This is a genomic window from Methylobacterium sp. CM6247 (assembly GCF_054817925.1).
Map to the genome: position 1 here is coordinate 2,936,037 of NZ_JBTXKX010000003.1, position 13,041 is coordinate 2,949,077.

The following is a 13,041-nucleotide window of genomic DNA, read 5'->3' on the forward strand; positions in this document are numbered from 1 at the left end:
GGCTCCTCACGGTTCGGGTCCATCAGGACGCCTTGCGTCGGGACAACCGGGACAAGAGGGGCTCGAACAGCTTCCCGCGGGGGCGGCGCGCCTCGGGGCGGCCGATCATGCGTGCGGCGAGCTCGGAAAACACGTCCGACGCCTTGGCGCCGGCCTGGACCTCGGCGATCATCTGGCCGTTATTCGCCGCCGTGCCGAACAGGGCCGGGTCATAGGGAATCGTCGCCGTCAACGTGGCGTCCAAGGCCTTCGCGAACTCGCCGGCCGAGATTTCCGGCCGCTTCGGCACGCCGACGCTGTTGAGGACGATGCGCGGACGGGCGTCGTTCGGCCTGTCCTGCTGCAGCAGGGTCAGCAGGTTCTTGAGGTTGCGCAAGGAGGCGAGTTCTGGCTGGGCGACGACGATGATCTCGTCGGACGAGATCAGCAGGCGCCGGGTCCAGGCCGACCAGGTATGCGGGACATCGAGGACCACACAGGGCACGGCCGCCCGCATCAGGTCGATGAGGTTGTCGAAGGACGTTTCGTTCAGGTCCGTCGTCCGTTCGAGGGTGGCGGGCGCGGAGAGAAGAGAGAGATTGTCGCTGCATTTCGAGAGCAGCCGGTCGAGGAGGTTGGAATCGAGGCGCTCGGGCGCGAAGACCGCTTCGGCGATGCCCTGCGGCGGATCCTGGTTGAAGTTGAGGCTCGCCGACCCGAAAGCGATGTCGAGATCGGCGATGACGGTGGCCATCGCGTGCTCGCGTGCCACGGTCCAGGCCAGGTTGTGGGCGATGGTGGACGAGCCGACGCCGCCCTTGGCGCCTACCACCGCGATGGTGCGCCCCACCGGGCGGGCTCCGGGCGCGGTGAACAGGTCGGACAGGGCCTGGATCAGGACGACCGGCTCCACCGGCGCCATCAGGTACTCGCTCACGCCGCGCTGGATGAACTGGCGGTAGAGCTGCACGTCGTTGACATGGCCGATGACGACGACCTTCGTCCCTTCGTCACAGACTTCCGCCAGGGAATCGAGGATCTCAAGGGGACGCGATTTCGCGCTCTGCGTCTCGATGATGACGACGTTTGGCGTGGGCGCGTGACGGAACGCCTCGACGGCGGCGGGACCGCCGCCCATCTGGATCTTGATCTGCGCCTTCTGCAGCCGCCTGTCGCTCCCGGCCGCCTCGATCGTCGCGGCCGTTTCGCCGGTCTCGCAGAATGCCTGGATCGTGATCCGCGGCACCGGAGCGATGATGCGCTCGGGTGACTCGTTGATATCGGGCATGGGGCGGGGTCCGGTCTCTGGTTGGAAACGAAGGCCGAAGCTCTGGCGAACGACGGAAGGGGAGCGTCGATCAGTTATCGATGGCTGCCTTCACCGACGTCTTCCCATCCTGGCGCCATATGGTTGACGGATCCTTGCCCTCGCGCAGTTTGTTGATGTCCATGGTGCGCTGGACCGCGTCGATGCGCCCCTCCGGGCGACCGCGTACGAGGTCCACCGGATCGGCGATCTGGCTCGCGACATTGGACTGCATGGCGCAGCCGAGGTTCCAATGCGTCTCGTTGCGTGCGGAGAAGGCAGGGCTTCCGGCCCCGAGATCCTGGGGCCACAGGCCGCATTGGTTGCCGACTTTCGCCTCCAGGCGCCGGAAGCTGAGGCGCAGGGGCGAGGCGAGGAATGGGTCCGCCACCGCGTAGCCGGTGACCACCATCTGCCCTCCGCCGACACCGTTTTCTGCGCCCAGCCTGCGGATACCGGCACCGGTCCGCTCCACGGCTGCGCCGAGCGACGGCGAGACGCCGCGCGGCATGTCGAGGATCACGGTGCCGCGCCCGTAGCGGCGGAATTCCAGCAGGAAGGCCTCGATATCGGCGCGCTGTCGCGGATCGATATGACCGGTACCGGTGACGAAGACATCGAGCGAGCGCGTGTCGTCGGCGAGCACGATGGGATGACGGGCCCGGTAATCGGCCGGATAGAGCGAACCGGTGGTCTCGGCGCGGTCGGCGCGGCAGGCACCCAAAGTCGTGGCCAGGGCAATCGAGGCGAGCACGGCGAGAGGGGAGCGGAACGGGATGAGTGACATGGGGGTCGGGTCCTGATGGGGCCGGGGCCGCTTCGTCCTGCAATGTCGTGGCTGCGCGGATCTCGCACGGGGCGTCAGTCGGTGATGAAGCCGACGCGTCCGCGATACGTGGCGCCGAGCGGCGCTGTGCGAGCCGAACCGTAGACCCGGTTCAAGCGTCCGAGCAGGATCGCCTGGCCGTCCTGGGCATCGATGAAGCCGTCATCCGGCCGCGCCACCTGCTTCGCCTCCATCGCCTTGGCGATGTAGGGCGTCACCATGATCATGAGTTCGGTTTCCTGGCGCTGGTAGTCGCGCGAACGGAACAGGGCTCCGAGGATGGGCAGGTTCACGAGGCCGGGCAGACCGCCGACGGAGGCCTTGTTGCGTTGCTGGATCAGGCCGGCGGTCATCATGGTTCCGCCGGAGGCGAGCTCCACCGTGGTCTCGGTCTTGCGCAAGGTGAAACCGGGCACCGAGACCGTGGAATCGCCCTGGGTGAAGGTGAAGGAGTTGGTCTGGTCGATCTCGGAGACCTCCGTCGCGACGCGCACGGAGATGCGGTTCTCGGCCATCACCACCGGCGTGAAGTTCAGGGTCACGCCATAGGTCTTGAACGTGATGCCGGTGGTGCAGACGCCGCCGGTGCAGTTCTGGGTGGCGGGCACGGGAAGCTCGCCGCCGGCCGTGAACTTGGCGGATTCCCCCGAAATGGCGGTGAGCGTCGGCTCCGCGAGAATGCGCGAGACGCCGGCCTGCTCGAAGGCGCGCAAGGTCGCCGAGACGCTCGCCCCGCCGCCTGCGTTGATCGTCGCCCTGATCTCGTTCCCGTTCGGGAATTGCCCGCCATTGAGACCGAAGGGCGCGACGTTCGCGAGGTTGAAACCGGACCAGTTGCCGCTGAGATTGACGCCGAACTGCTTGAGCACCGTCCGTGCGACCTCGACCACGGTGACGCGGAGCATCACCTGATCCTTGCCCCGGATGGTGAGGTTGTTGATGACCGCGCCCTTCGCGCCAGGACCACCGGCACCGCCGCCGGACTGACCAACGAAGGCGGTGGCGATATCCATGGCCTGGGCCGCCTCCGCAGCGGAACCGACCGTGCCGGACAGGATGAGGGAATCCCCCGCGGTCCGGATGTCGAAACGCCCGCCAACGATGCTCTGGAGCAGGATCTGCCGCAGGGTTCCGAGCTTGAGGTCGCGCGCCACGGTGACGTCGAGGGCGGTGATCTGGCGGCCTTCGGCATCCATGATGAAGATCGAGGTCGCTCCGTCCTCCATGCCGATCACGAAGACCTTGCGGGTCGAGCGCACCACGGCGTTGGCCACTTTCGGATTGGCGACGAAGACCTCCTTGGCGTCGCGAGGCAGGTCGATCACGAGGGAGCGTCCGGTCGTCAGCTCGACGCGGCGCGAGGTGCCGGATTCATTGCCCCCGACATCGACGATCGGGGCGGGCGTGAAGCTGTCTCTCGGCGCCGCCACGGCGGGCGGGGCCGGGGATGTCAGCCCCACGAGGGCCGCGAACGCGGCCAGGCTGCCCACGCGGACGCGATGTCTCGTGGTCATCGAAGAATCCTTGAACATCGCGCGGTTCGGCATCTCAGCGACGCGGTTGTTGTCTGGCGACGCCGAAGCGCACGACGGTGATCGCGGAATCCTGCTGCGTCTCGGGTACGGCATCCACGGTTCGGCCGGCATCCACGAGGCTGCGCAGGGAGAGGGAGAGCTGTCCCACCTTCTGCGCCAGGGTGACGGTTTCGGCCTGGGACGGGGTCAAGGCGAGGGTCGCCGTCTCGCCGGTGACGACATTCGTCCCGTTTTTCTCCTGGACGATTTGGCCGACGGCGAGCACGCGGATGTCGGTGAGCAGGGTCTCGGAGATCTGCGCCTCGCCACCGCCGGAGCGCGAAGCATCCTCGTCCCGATAGGTGCGGATGACGTCGACATGGTCGTTGGGGAGGATGAAGCCGCCGGCCGAACTCGAGCCGCGCGTATCGGTGACGATGGCGACGGCACGCATGCCGGAGGGCAGGATCGCCGCCATGAAGCCGCCGTCGGACCGCGCGATCTTCTGCGGGCGGATCGGCTCCCCCGCGAGGAAGGCGCTGCGGGTGATCGAACCGATGATGGTTTCCATGGCGTTGGGCGACACCGTGCGCGTCATGTAGCCGACGGTGATGGCCTGGTCGGGCCAGGGCTGCCAACGCAGGTCGGCTGCCTGGATGTTCTGCCCCATCGGCAGGTCGGCGGCGGCCACCAGCACATCCGTGACCGGGAGCGGGGGAGGGGGCGCCTTGACCACCGGCTGGGCCGGGGGCGGTGCATCGCTGCCGCTCATCAGAAACGCGGCCCCGCCCCCGGCGGCGAGGGCGATGGCGAGAACGGCAAGGCGGGCTGGTTTCATCGCCGTGTTCGAACCTGACAGGACGGCCTCGTGCCGTCGCCATCCCTTGTTCGACGGGATTCCTCAAATTACGGTTAACAAAAAATAACGATGGCCGAGTGCGACTGTCCTGCGACAGGTCTGCTTTTACTGAGGTCAGAACTTTCCAGGCTGCGGAGCAAACTCCGCAAGTTCGACCTGAGCGTGCATCTTACATCACGATGCCATCATTCTTGCCCAGGTCATGGTCTCCGGGATCACGATCAGGGCGCCGAAGGAGAGGGCGATTCCGTAGGGTACGCCCGTTTTCGCATCGTGCAGGTGGAGGGCGAAGGGCAGACGGCCGAGCAGCGGCGGCAGCGGATGCGCCCGCGCCATCAGGATCGCCAGGGAGAGAACGCCTCCAGCGAGCGAGGCGACCGCCAGATACTCCAGCAACCGGTCGAACCCGATCCATACCGCCGTCGCAGCGGCAAGCTTGGCATCGCCTCCGCCGATTTTTCCGAATGCGAAGAGGGTGAAAGTGACGGCGAGCGTCGCTGCCCCGGCGCCGAGATGGCTCAGGAGGTCCCACCCCCATAATCCCGTCGCGAATGCGAACAGAGCGAAGCCTGCCAGCAGGAGAAGGGACACCGTGTTAGGGATCAACATGGTCAACAGGTCGCGGACGGCCGCATAGGCCATCAGGAACGGAAACACGATCAGCAGCGCGACGCTTGCCATGGGAACAGCCTCGATCTCGGCCGGAAAATACGCCCGGTGGGTTCCGGTGATCCGAAACCGGTCAGGTCTTTCTCATCGACGCGGTGAGTAGGACCACGATCACGGGTGTCGGTCTTCGCCACACGATCATTCCAGAAACGGCTGCGCCGGACGATCGGGAAAGATCGTCCGGCGGGGCACTTACGTCACCCAAGCACAGCCGGCTGGATCGTCACTGCCAGAGGAATGGGCGAATGACGGTCCCACGGAGCATGTTGCCATCTTTACTTGGCAAAACCGATGACAATCTTAGTTCCCCGCCGCCGGCGTCGTCGTCCCAGCGATGGTTCTCCCGACGTTACCCAATCCAGTCGAAATATTCGTCGAAAGGGTGGAAAAGGCAGCGACGAGCGCCGCGGAGATGAGCGCAGCGATGAGGCCGTATTCGATAGCCGTCGCGCCGGATTCGTCAGCGGCAAAACGCTTGAAGATGCTCGACATAACAGTATTTCCCGATTGGTTGTCTTGCCAAGTTGCCGTCGAACTTTGCTTTGTCTCGATCGGCGACTGAAAACAACATTGCCCGTTTTCTCTTGAGATTGGGTTAAATCGGCCGCGCAAATAGCGTCGAGAACCTCTCGATTGTCTTTTGGTAAAAGGGAAATGAATGGAAAAGATGTATTTTTATACATTCCGCTGAAAATGAACTCCGCTCTATCTTGCGAAAAACCTACTGCCATGACCGTCGCCATGGCGACATGATGCCAAATCATTTCGTCAAGACGGCACGGACCGATGCGTCGCGAATTGTGCCGAACCGCCTTAGCGCTTCATTCACCACCACGTGCTTAACACTCGCCTGACGAAGAGAGGCTGGCCGTTCCGCATGGCGGGCTCGGCCGGAAACGCGCGGGTTTAGCCGAGAGCATCAGAGCCATGGGCCACCGGTCACTGCCGACACGCTCGCCCCTGACGCGCCACGCTCGAGGGGTTGGAGTCGCCCTCTGCCTCGCCCTCGGCGCGGTGCCCGCCCTGGCGGAGACGGCCCCGGCCACCGTGGCGGTGAGCGTCGACAATGCCAAGGTCATTCGCCTGCCCGAGCGGACGCAGACGGTGATCGTGGGCAACCCTCTGGTGGCGGATGTGGCGCTCCAGCGAAACGGAATCGTCATCCTGACCGGCAAGAGCTTCGGCTCCACCAATCTCATCGCTCTCGACGCGTCCGGCGCGATGCTCGCCGAATCCATCGTCAGCGTCCAAGCCGCTCAAGGCTCGATCGTCACGGTTCAGCGCGGGCTGGACCGGGAATCCTATTCCTGCACCCCCAATTGCATGCCGTCGATGCAGCTCGGCGATGCGACGAAGTATTTCGGCGATGTCAGCGGGCAGGCCGACACCCGCCGCAACCTGGCCACGGGGGGAGGCGGGGGCGGGGGAGGCGGCCCGAAATAGGACGGGCGGCCGGAATTCGACGAGTCTGCTTCAGCACCGGTCGCGCGCCGGGGCAGATCGGAACGATGTCTTCCGATATGTGGGCGAAGGCGATCGAAGTGGAAACATTGCACTTCCGGTCACTTGCGGGTATGCACCACACGCGCCCGCCAGACACCCTTGGAGGCACGGGCGCGTCGTGGATCGGTGAGGGCCGTCCGTTTCGGGCGGCCTTTGGCGTTTCGCGGCTTTTTTCTGTTTTGTTTGAAGGATCACGCCATGAGCGCAGTAAAGCCGCTTGAGGCCGTGGCACGCGACCGGGTCGGCAAGGGGGCCGCCCGGGAAGTTCGTCGCCAGGGCAACGTTCCCGCCGTCATCTATGGTGGTGGCCAGGCTCCGCAATCCATCGCCATCGATCTCGTCCGCACCCGGACCTTGATCTATGCCGGCGGTTTCAAGACCACGCTGTTCGAGATCAACGCCGGCGGCCGCAAGACCCGCGCGATCCCGCGCGACTTCCAGCTCGATCCGGTGACCGGTGTGCCGCTGCATGTCGACTTCCTGCGTGTCGTCGCCGGCCAGAGCCTCACCGTCGAAGTGCCCGTGCACTTCATCAACGAGGATGAGGCCCCCGGCATCAAGAAGAATGGCGGCACCCTGAACGTCGTCCTGCACACACTCTCGCTCGAAGTGCCCGCAGACGCGATCCCCGACGCGGTCGAGGTCGATCTCACCGGTCTCCAGATCGGCGATTCGATCCACATCGAAGCCGTGAAGCTGCCGGCCAACACGACCTTCACTGGCGAGGCCGAGGCCGTCGTCGCCAACGTCGTGCCGCCGACCGTGCTCGGCGCCGAGGTCGAGGCCGAAGAGGCCGCGATCGCCGAGGCGCAGTCGACCGAAGCTGCCGAAGAGAAGGCCGAGGCTGAGGCCGAAGAGGCCGCCGAGGCTGAAGAAGACAAGAAGGAGGATTGAGGCCCTGGGGCTTCGCGCCCCGGTCTCGTCTTTCTCCACGGGTGCTCCGGCCGCGAGGTCGGGGCACCTTTTCGTTTGACGTCGCCCCTTCGTCATCCGTCCTTAGAGCTGCGCCCGCCCACGTTGGGTCGGGCGCAGCTCTAAGCCTTCTGTTTTGCCGCGCTCTTTTTCGCCGAACCGGCATCCACTTCGGCGGAGAGTGCTCTCGTGACGAAATCGTCTTGGAGATGATGCCATGCGCCTGATCGTCGGGCTCGGCAATCCAGGGGCCCGCTATGCGGGCAACCGCCACAATATCGGTTTTCTCGCCCTCGACGAGATGGCGCGCGTCCACCGCGCCGCGCCTTGGCGGCGCAAGTTCCAGGGTGAGGTGACCGAGGCGACGCTCGGCACCGAACGGGTCGTCCTGCTGAAGCCGCAGACCTTCATGAACGAATCCGGCCGCTCGGTCTCGGAAGCCCAGCGCTTCTACAGGATCGCCCTCGCCGACGTCATCGTGCTCCACGACGAACTCGACCTCGCCCCGGCCAAGCTCCGCGTGAAGCTCGGCGGCGGCAATGCCGGGCATAACGGCCTGCGCTCGATCACCGCCCAATGCGGCAACGACTACCGGCGCGTCCGTCTCGGCATCGGTCATCCGGGCGACAAGGCCCTGGTCCATGCCTACGTGCTGAACGATTTCGGCAAGGGCGAGCGGGCCTGGGTCGAGGATCTCTGCCGCGCCGTGGCGGACCACGCTCCACTCCTGGCCCAGGGCGAAGACGCGAGTTTCCAGAACAAGGTCCATCTCGCCATGGCCGGCCGGGGCTGGGACGACGTCAAACAGGTCAACGCGGCGGCCACCGGCCGTGATTGACACGAAAACACGGGAACACGATATCGAAGCTCGGATTCGACGGGTGGGGAGGCTGGTTTGAGGAACGTCACGGTGACGATGGATGAGAGTCTCCTGCAACGCGCTCGCGTCGCCGCGGCGCGTGACGGCAAGAGCCTCTCGAAGTTCATCGCCGAGACGGTCGAACAACGCGTCGGCCGGCCGCTCTCCCAGAGTCAGGCACTAGAGCGTTTCCTGGCGGGGCCACCCCTCCATCTCCTCGATGAGAACGGGCGCGCGCCGACGCGCGATCAGATCTACGATGCCGAGTGACACCGTCCCCGTCACGGGCCGGGTGTTCGTCGACACCAACGTCTTCGTGTATGCCCGCGACGACCGCTTCCCTGAGAAGCAATCCATGGCGCGGCATTGGCTGGAAGCGCTGGCGGATCGCGGCCTGATCGTCGTGAGCCCGCAGGTTCTCGGCGAGTTGCATGCCGTCATCCTGCGCGGTCGGCTCCCGATCGATCCGGAGGATGCGCGGCAGACGACGCTGGCACTGGAGGAATGGTCGGAAGGCGCCACCGATCTCGCCCTCGTCGGCGATGCGTGGTCACTGCGCGAGCAGACCCGGTTTCAGTGGTGGGACTGCGTCATCCTCGGTTCCGCGATCCGGGCCGGATGCCGCTTCCTCCTGTCGGAAGACTATCAGCACGGCCGCGAGGTCGAAGGAACGACAATCGTGAATCCGTTTCGGGCCTTACCGGAATCGATCTTCGCGAACTCTTGAGGAATATCATGGGCTTCAAATGCGGCATCGTCGGCCTGCCGAACGTCGGCAAGTCGACCCTCTTCAACGCGCTGACGCAGACGGCGGCGGCACAGGCGGCGAATTATCCGTTCTGCACGATCGAGCCGAATGTCGGCGAGGTGGCGGTGCCGGACCCGCGCCTCGACGATCTGGCGCGGATCGCCACGTCGAAGGAGATCATCCCGACCCGGCTGACCTTCGTGGACATTGCCGGCCTCGTGCGCGGCGCCTCGAAGGGGGAGGGGCTCGGCAACCAGTTCCTCGCCAATATCCGCGAGGTCGACGCCATCGCCCACGTGGTGCGCTGCTTCACCGATGGTGACGTGACCCATGTGGAGGGCAAGGTCGACCCGAAGGCGGATATCGAGACCATCGAGACCGAGCTGATGCTCGCCGACCTCGACAGCCTCGAGAAGCGCCTCTTCGCTCTGGAGAAGAAGGCCAAGGGCGCCGACAAGGAAGCCAAGGAGATGCTCGACCTCGTCCAGCGGGCGCTGCCGCTGCTGCGCGAGGGCAAGCCCGCCCGTCTGGTCAGCCGCAAGCCGGAAGAGGAGAAGCTGTTCCAGACCCTCGGGCTGATGACGGCGAAACCCGTCCTCTACGTCTGCAACGTGGACGAGGGCGATGCCGACAAGGGCAACGCCTATTCCGAGGCGGTGATTGCCCAGGCCAAGGCCGAGGGGGCGCGCGCGGTGGTGGTCTCGGCCAAGATCGAGAGCGAGATCGCCGTGATGCCGCTCGCCGACCAGGGCGACTTCCTCGAAGCGGTGGGGCTCGTGGAGCCGGGTCTCAACCGGGTCATCCGCGCAGGCTACGAGCTTCTCGGTCTCATCACCTACTTCACAGTGGGTCCGAAGGAAGCGCGCGCCTGGACCATCGAGAAGGGCACCCGCGCGCCTGCCGCCGCCGGCGTGATCCATACGGATTTCGAGAAGGGCTTCATCCGCGCCGAGACCATCGCATTCGCCGATTACACCGCCCTGAAGGGCGAGAGCGGCGCCAAGGAGGCTGGCAAGTTCCGCCTCGAGGGCAAGGACTACGTGGTGCAGGACGGTGACGTACTGCATTTCCGCTTCGCCAATTGAGGAGCTGGACCGGCCTCGGCTGATGCTTACCGCATCTCCGGAAAGAGGGTGCGCATCCCCTCTCCCCGCGCGGGGTTATTGAATCCAGCCATCTGTTGTTTCAGGCAGGACGCGTCCCTCTCCCCCTTGTGGGGAGAGGTTAGGAGTGGGGGTTGTTCCGCCCGACTGTGGACCATGAGGGTCACCCAACCACCCCCATCTCCAACTCCTCCCCACAAGCTCGACGGATCTCGGGCAGGCCCGAGATCCGCTGGGGAGGAGGGTCCCGCGCATCCCGCGGAATGTGTGACTATCGTAGGCGGGCGGAAAGAGGGACCGCCACCATCGCCAGCGCGGCTCCATCCATCGACAAGAGGTTCAATGACCGGCATCACCTTCGAGGACTTCACCCCCGGCGACGTGATCGAGGGCGGCCCGCTCACGGTGACGCGGGAGGCGATCGTCGCCTTCGCGAAGGAGTTCGATCCGCAGCCCTTCCATCTCGATGAGGACGCCGCGAAGGCGACGCTGGCGGGTCGGTTGATCGGCTCCGGCTGGCAGACGGCCGGGTTCGGCATGCGCCTGCTCCAGGCCCATGTCTTTCGCGGCGCCACCTCCATGGGCTCGCCCGGCATCTCGCAATTGCGATGGCTCCGCCCCGTCCTGCCGGGTGACGCGCTGCGGATCGTCACCAAGGTGGAGGAGTGCCGCGCCTCGAACTCGAAGCCGGATCGCGGCTTCGTCCGCTTCACCCTCACGGTCGTGAACGGCCGCGACGAGTCGGTGATGATTCAGGCCTTCACGGTCATGTTCGCCCGGCGCGGGGCCGATCCCCTGCCGCCGCGCGCGGTGACGCTCGGCGACCCGGTCGAGGTGATCGAGGGCGACGACGCGGAGACGCTCCTCTTCCTCAAACAGGCGAAGCTCGGCACGATCCGCAATCTCGGCCGCCACGTCTTCACCCCGGAGGCGATCATCGCCTTCGCGCGGGACTACGACCCGCAGGCCTTCCATCTCGATGCAGACGCCGCCCGAAAGACGCATTTCGGCGCGCTCTGCGCCTCCGGGTGGCACACGGCGGCGGTGTGGATGAAGCGCCTGCACATCACCCGCCAGCGCGACATCGCCCTGACGGAGAGGAACGGCCCGGTGCCGCAGCTCGGCCCCTCTCCGGGGTTTCGCGACATGCGCTGGCTCGCCCCCGTCTATGCCGGCGACACGATCGCCTACGCCTGCACCCTGCTCGACAAGCGCGAATCCGCCTCGCACCCCGGCTGGGGCGTCGCCACCCACCACAACACCGCCCAGAACCAGCGCGGGGAGCGGGTGTTCGAGTTTACGGGGTCTGTGTTCTGGCAGTGGGAAGCGTCGTGACCCGCGAGAGCGCTCTCCGCCGAAGTGGATTCCGGTTCGGCGAAAAAGAGCGCGGCAAGACAATGGCTTAGAGATATGCGCCGACCCAACGTGGTCGGGCGCAGCTCTAAGCCGCCGAGCGCCGCTCCGGATACAGCGCCAACAACCCCTCCGCATCCGCCGAAGCCACGCCGCGCTCGGTGATGATCCCCGTCACCAGGCGGGCCGGGGTCACGTCGAAGGCGGGGTTGGCCACCGGGCTGCCCGGCGACACCACCTCGATCGTGGCGAAGCCGCCATCGGCGAGACGGCCGGTGAGATGGGAGACCTCGCGACCGTCGCGCTCCTCGATCGGGATCTGCGCGACACCGTCGTCCAGGGTCCAGTCGATGGTGGAGAAGGGCAGGGCGGCGTAGAACGGGATGCGGTTGTCGGAGGCCGCCAGCGCCTTCAGATAGGTGCCGATCTTGTTGCAGACGTCGCCCGAGGCCGTGGTGCGGTCCGAGCCGACGATGCAGACGTCGATCTGGCCATGCTGCATCAGGTGGCCGCCGGCATTGTCGGCGATGACGGTGTGCGGCACGCCGTGGGCGTTGAGCTCGAACGCGGTGAGCGCCGCGCCCTGGTTCCGCGGCCGGGTCTCGTCGACATAGACATGGACCGAGATGCCGGCCTCATGCGCTACGTAGATCGGCGCGAGGGCGGTGCCCCAATCCACCGTGGCGAGCCAGCCGGCATTGCAATGGGTGAGCACGTTGAGGCGGCGGCCCTCTTCCTTGTCGTAACCCTTGGCCTTGTGCAGATCGGCCAGGATCGCGGCGCCGTGGCGGCCGATGGCGTGGCAGCTCTCCACATCCTCCTCGGCGATGCGCCCGGCCTCGGCGAAGGCGAAGGCGGCGCGCTCAGGAAGCGCGACCTCGCGCAGCTTGGCGGCGACCCGGTCGAGGGCCCAGCGCAGGTTGATCGCGGTGGGGCGGGTGGCGGCCAGCGTCTCGACGGCATGGTCGATCCCGGCATCCGAGGCGTCCCGGCGCAGGCCCAGGGCCAGGCCGTAGGCCGCCGTGACGCCGATGAGCGGCGCGCCGCGCACGATCATGGTGCGGATGGCAACGGCCGCTTCATCCAGGGTGGCGAGCCGCTTCATCTCGAAGGCGAAGGGCAGGCGGGTCTGGTCGATGACCTCGACGGACGCGCCGTCGGCGGCGGGAAGGATGGTGCGGTAGGGTTTGCCGTCGATGTTCATGCGCGGGCCTCTCGCATGTTCCGGGCGCAAGGGCCAGTCCTTGGGCCATGCGCCCGACCCATTGCAAGGCGCGGAGCGATCAACTCAGCCGCGTCGCTCGCCCAAACGTCCGGTGGTGCACCACGTCATCCCGGGGCCGCGCAGCGGAGCCCGGGATCCAGAAACGCAGGTCGAGCAAGACTATTCGCCGTTGGCGGCTCTGGATC

At 66.2% G+C, this 13,041-nt stretch carries 14 protein-coding genes; 7 read left to right on the forward strand and 7 right to left on the reverse strand.

The genetic code is table 11. The features are described 5' to 3' along the window. Nucleotides 1–22: 22 nt before the first annotated feature. From ACYQOP_RS14805 to ACYQOP_RS14830, 6 genes are all read right to left on the reverse strand, one after another. Nucleotides 23–1,267: an AAA family ATPase gene (locus tag ACYQOP_RS14805; protein WP_461222864.1), complete on the reverse strand. Its 1,245-nt coding sequence runs from the start codon at nt 1,265–1,267 to the stop codon at nt 23–25. Between the two features lie 70 nt (nt 1,268–1,337). Beyond that, on the reverse strand, nt 1,338–2,072 hold the full coding sequence (locus ACYQOP_RS14810) for a CpaD family pilus assembly protein (protein ID WP_056432724.1): 735 nt from the start codon (nt 2,070–2,072) through the stop codon (nt 1,338–1,340). 74 nt (nt 2,073–2,146) lie between these two features. Continuing rightward, the gene (locus ACYQOP_RS14815) at nt 2,147–3,625 is read right to left on the reverse strand and encodes a type II and III secretion system protein family protein (protein WP_461222865.1); all 1,479 of its coding nucleotides are present in this window, start codon (nt 3,623–3,625) and stop codon (nt 2,147–2,149) included. Nucleotides 3,626–3,659: 34 nt separating this feature from the next. Further along, a complete protein-coding gene (cpaB, locus tag ACYQOP_RS14820; protein WP_461222866.1) occupies nt 3,660–4,463 on the reverse strand; it encodes a Flp pilus assembly protein CpaB in 804 nt (267 codons plus the stop codon). Between the two features lie 195 nt (nt 4,464–4,658). Beyond that, nucleotides 4,659–5,165 (reverse strand): A24 family peptidase, encoded by a 507-nt coding sequence (locus ACYQOP_RS14825; RefSeq protein ID WP_461222867.1) that lies wholly within the window; start codon nt 5,163–5,165, stop codon nt 4,659–4,661. Nucleotides 5,166–5,453: 288 nt separating this feature from the next. Further along, the gene (locus tag ACYQOP_RS14830; protein ID WP_461222868.1) at nt 5,454–5,645 is read right to left on the reverse strand and encodes a Flp family type IVb pilin; all 192 of its coding nucleotides are present in this window, start codon (nt 5,643–5,645) and stop codon (nt 5,454–5,456) included. 435 nt (nt 5,646–6,080) lie between these two features. Here ACYQOP_RS14830 and ACYQOP_RS14835 point away from each other — a divergent pair, with 435 nt between their 5' ends. From ACYQOP_RS14835 to ACYQOP_RS14865, 7 genes are all read left to right on the forward strand, one after another. Continuing rightward, nucleotides 6,081–6,596 carry a pilus assembly protein N-terminal domain-containing protein gene (locus tag ACYQOP_RS14835; RefSeq protein WP_461222869.1) on the forward strand — a complete coding sequence of 172 codons (516 nt, stop codon included), beginning with the start codon at nt 6,081–6,083 and terminating at the stop codon, nt 6,594–6,596. 258 nt (nt 6,597–6,854) lie between these two features. Beyond that, a complete protein-coding gene (locus tag ACYQOP_RS14840) occupies nt 6,855–7,550 on the forward strand; it encodes a 50S ribosomal protein L25/general stress protein Ctc (protein WP_056432735.1) in 696 nt (231 codons plus the stop codon). 235 nt (nt 7,551–7,785) lie between these two features. Further along, nucleotides 7,786–8,406 (forward strand): aminoacyl-tRNA hydrolase, encoded by a 621-nt coding sequence (gene pth / locus ACYQOP_RS14845; RefSeq protein WP_461222870.1) that lies wholly within the window; start codon nt 7,786–7,788, stop codon nt 8,404–8,406. A gap of 78 nt (nt 8,407–8,484) precedes the next feature. Beyond that, the gene (locus ACYQOP_RS14850) at nt 8,485–8,697 is read left to right on the forward strand and encodes a hypothetical protein (RefSeq protein ID WP_246748117.1); all 213 of its coding nucleotides are present in this window, start codon (nt 8,485–8,487) and stop codon (nt 8,695–8,697) included. After that, nucleotides 8,687–9,154, forward strand: coding sequence for a PIN domain-containing protein (locus ACYQOP_RS14855; protein ID WP_207413556.1), 468 nt, complete (start codon nt 8,687–8,689; stop codon nt 9,152–9,154). The genes ACYQOP_RS14850 and ACYQOP_RS14855 overlap by 11 nt, the downstream gene beginning before the upstream one ends. Nucleotides 9,155–9,162: 8 nt before the next feature. Further along, on the forward strand, nt 9,163–10,260 hold the full coding sequence (ychF, locus tag ACYQOP_RS14860) for a redox-regulated ATPase YchF (protein WP_056432743.1): 1,098 nt from the start codon (nt 9,163–9,165) through the stop codon (nt 10,258–10,260). Nucleotides 10,261–10,620: 360 nt separating this feature from the next. Then, nucleotides 10,621–11,613 (forward strand): MaoC family dehydratase, encoded by a 993-nt coding sequence (locus ACYQOP_RS14865; protein ID WP_461222872.1) that lies wholly within the window; start codon nt 10,621–10,623, stop codon nt 11,611–11,613. Between the two features lie 106 nt (nt 11,614–11,719). Here ACYQOP_RS14865 and mtnA read toward each other — a convergent pair whose 3' ends face one another. Next, a complete protein-coding gene (gene mtnA / locus ACYQOP_RS14870) occupies nt 11,720–12,835 on the reverse strand; it encodes an S-methyl-5-thioribose-1-phosphate isomerase (RefSeq protein ID WP_461222873.1) in 1,116 nt (371 codons plus the stop codon). Nucleotides 12,836–13,041: the final 206 nt, after the last annotated feature.

Bases quoted from the DNA above. Each gene is read 5' to 3' on its own strand.
- mtnA (WP_461222873.1), bottom strand. From the start codon at position 12,835: ATGAACATCGACGGCAAACCCTACCGCACCATCCTTCCCGCCGCCGAC.
- ychF (WP_056432743.1), top strand. From the start codon at position 9,163: ATGGGCTTCAAATGCGGCATCGTCGGCCTGCCGAACGTCGGCAAGTCG.
- ACYQOP_RS14825 (WP_461222867.1), bottom strand. From the start codon at position 5,165: ATGGCAAGCGTCGCGCTGCTGATCGTGTTTCCGTTCCTGATGGCCTAT.
- ACYQOP_RS14835 (WP_461222869.1), top strand. From the start codon at position 6,081: ATGGGCCACCGGTCACTGCCGACACGCTCGCCCCTGACGCGCCACGCT.
- pth (WP_461222870.1), top strand. From the start codon at position 7,786: ATGCGCCTGATCGTCGGGCTCGGCAATCCAGGGGCCCGCTATGCGGGC.
- ACYQOP_RS14850 (WP_246748117.1), top strand. From the start codon at position 8,485: ATGGATGAGAGTCTCCTGCAACGCGCTCGCGTCGCCGCGGCGCGTGAC.
- ACYQOP_RS14810 (WP_056432724.1), bottom strand. From the start codon at position 2,072: ATGTCACTCATCCCGTTCCGCTCCCCTCTCGCCGTGCTCGCCTCGATT.
- ACYQOP_RS14815 (WP_461222865.1), bottom strand. From the start codon at position 3,625: ATGACCACGAGACATCGCGTCCGCGTGGGCAGCCTGGCCGCGTTCGCG.
- ACYQOP_RS14865 (WP_461222872.1), top strand. From the start codon at position 10,621: ATGACCGGCATCACCTTCGAGGACTTCACCCCCGGCGACGTGATCGAG.
- ACYQOP_RS14840 (WP_056432735.1), top strand. From the start codon at position 6,855: ATGAGCGCAGTAAAGCCGCTTGAGGCCGTGGCACGCGACCGGGTCGGC.
- cpaB (WP_461222866.1), bottom strand. From the start codon at position 4,463: ATGAAACCAGCCCGCCTTGCCGTTCTCGCCATCGCCCTCGCCGCCGGG.
- ACYQOP_RS14830 (WP_461222868.1), bottom strand. From the start codon at position 5,645: ATGTCGAGCATCTTCAAGCGTTTTGCCGCTGACGAATCCGGCGCGACG.
- ACYQOP_RS14805 (WP_461222864.1), bottom strand. From the start codon at position 1,267: ATGCCCGATATCAACGAGTCACCCGAGCGCATCATCGCTCCGGTGCCG.
- ACYQOP_RS14855 (WP_207413556.1), top strand. From the start codon at position 8,687: ATGCCGAGTGACACCGTCCCCGTCACGGGCCGGGTGTTCGTCGACACC.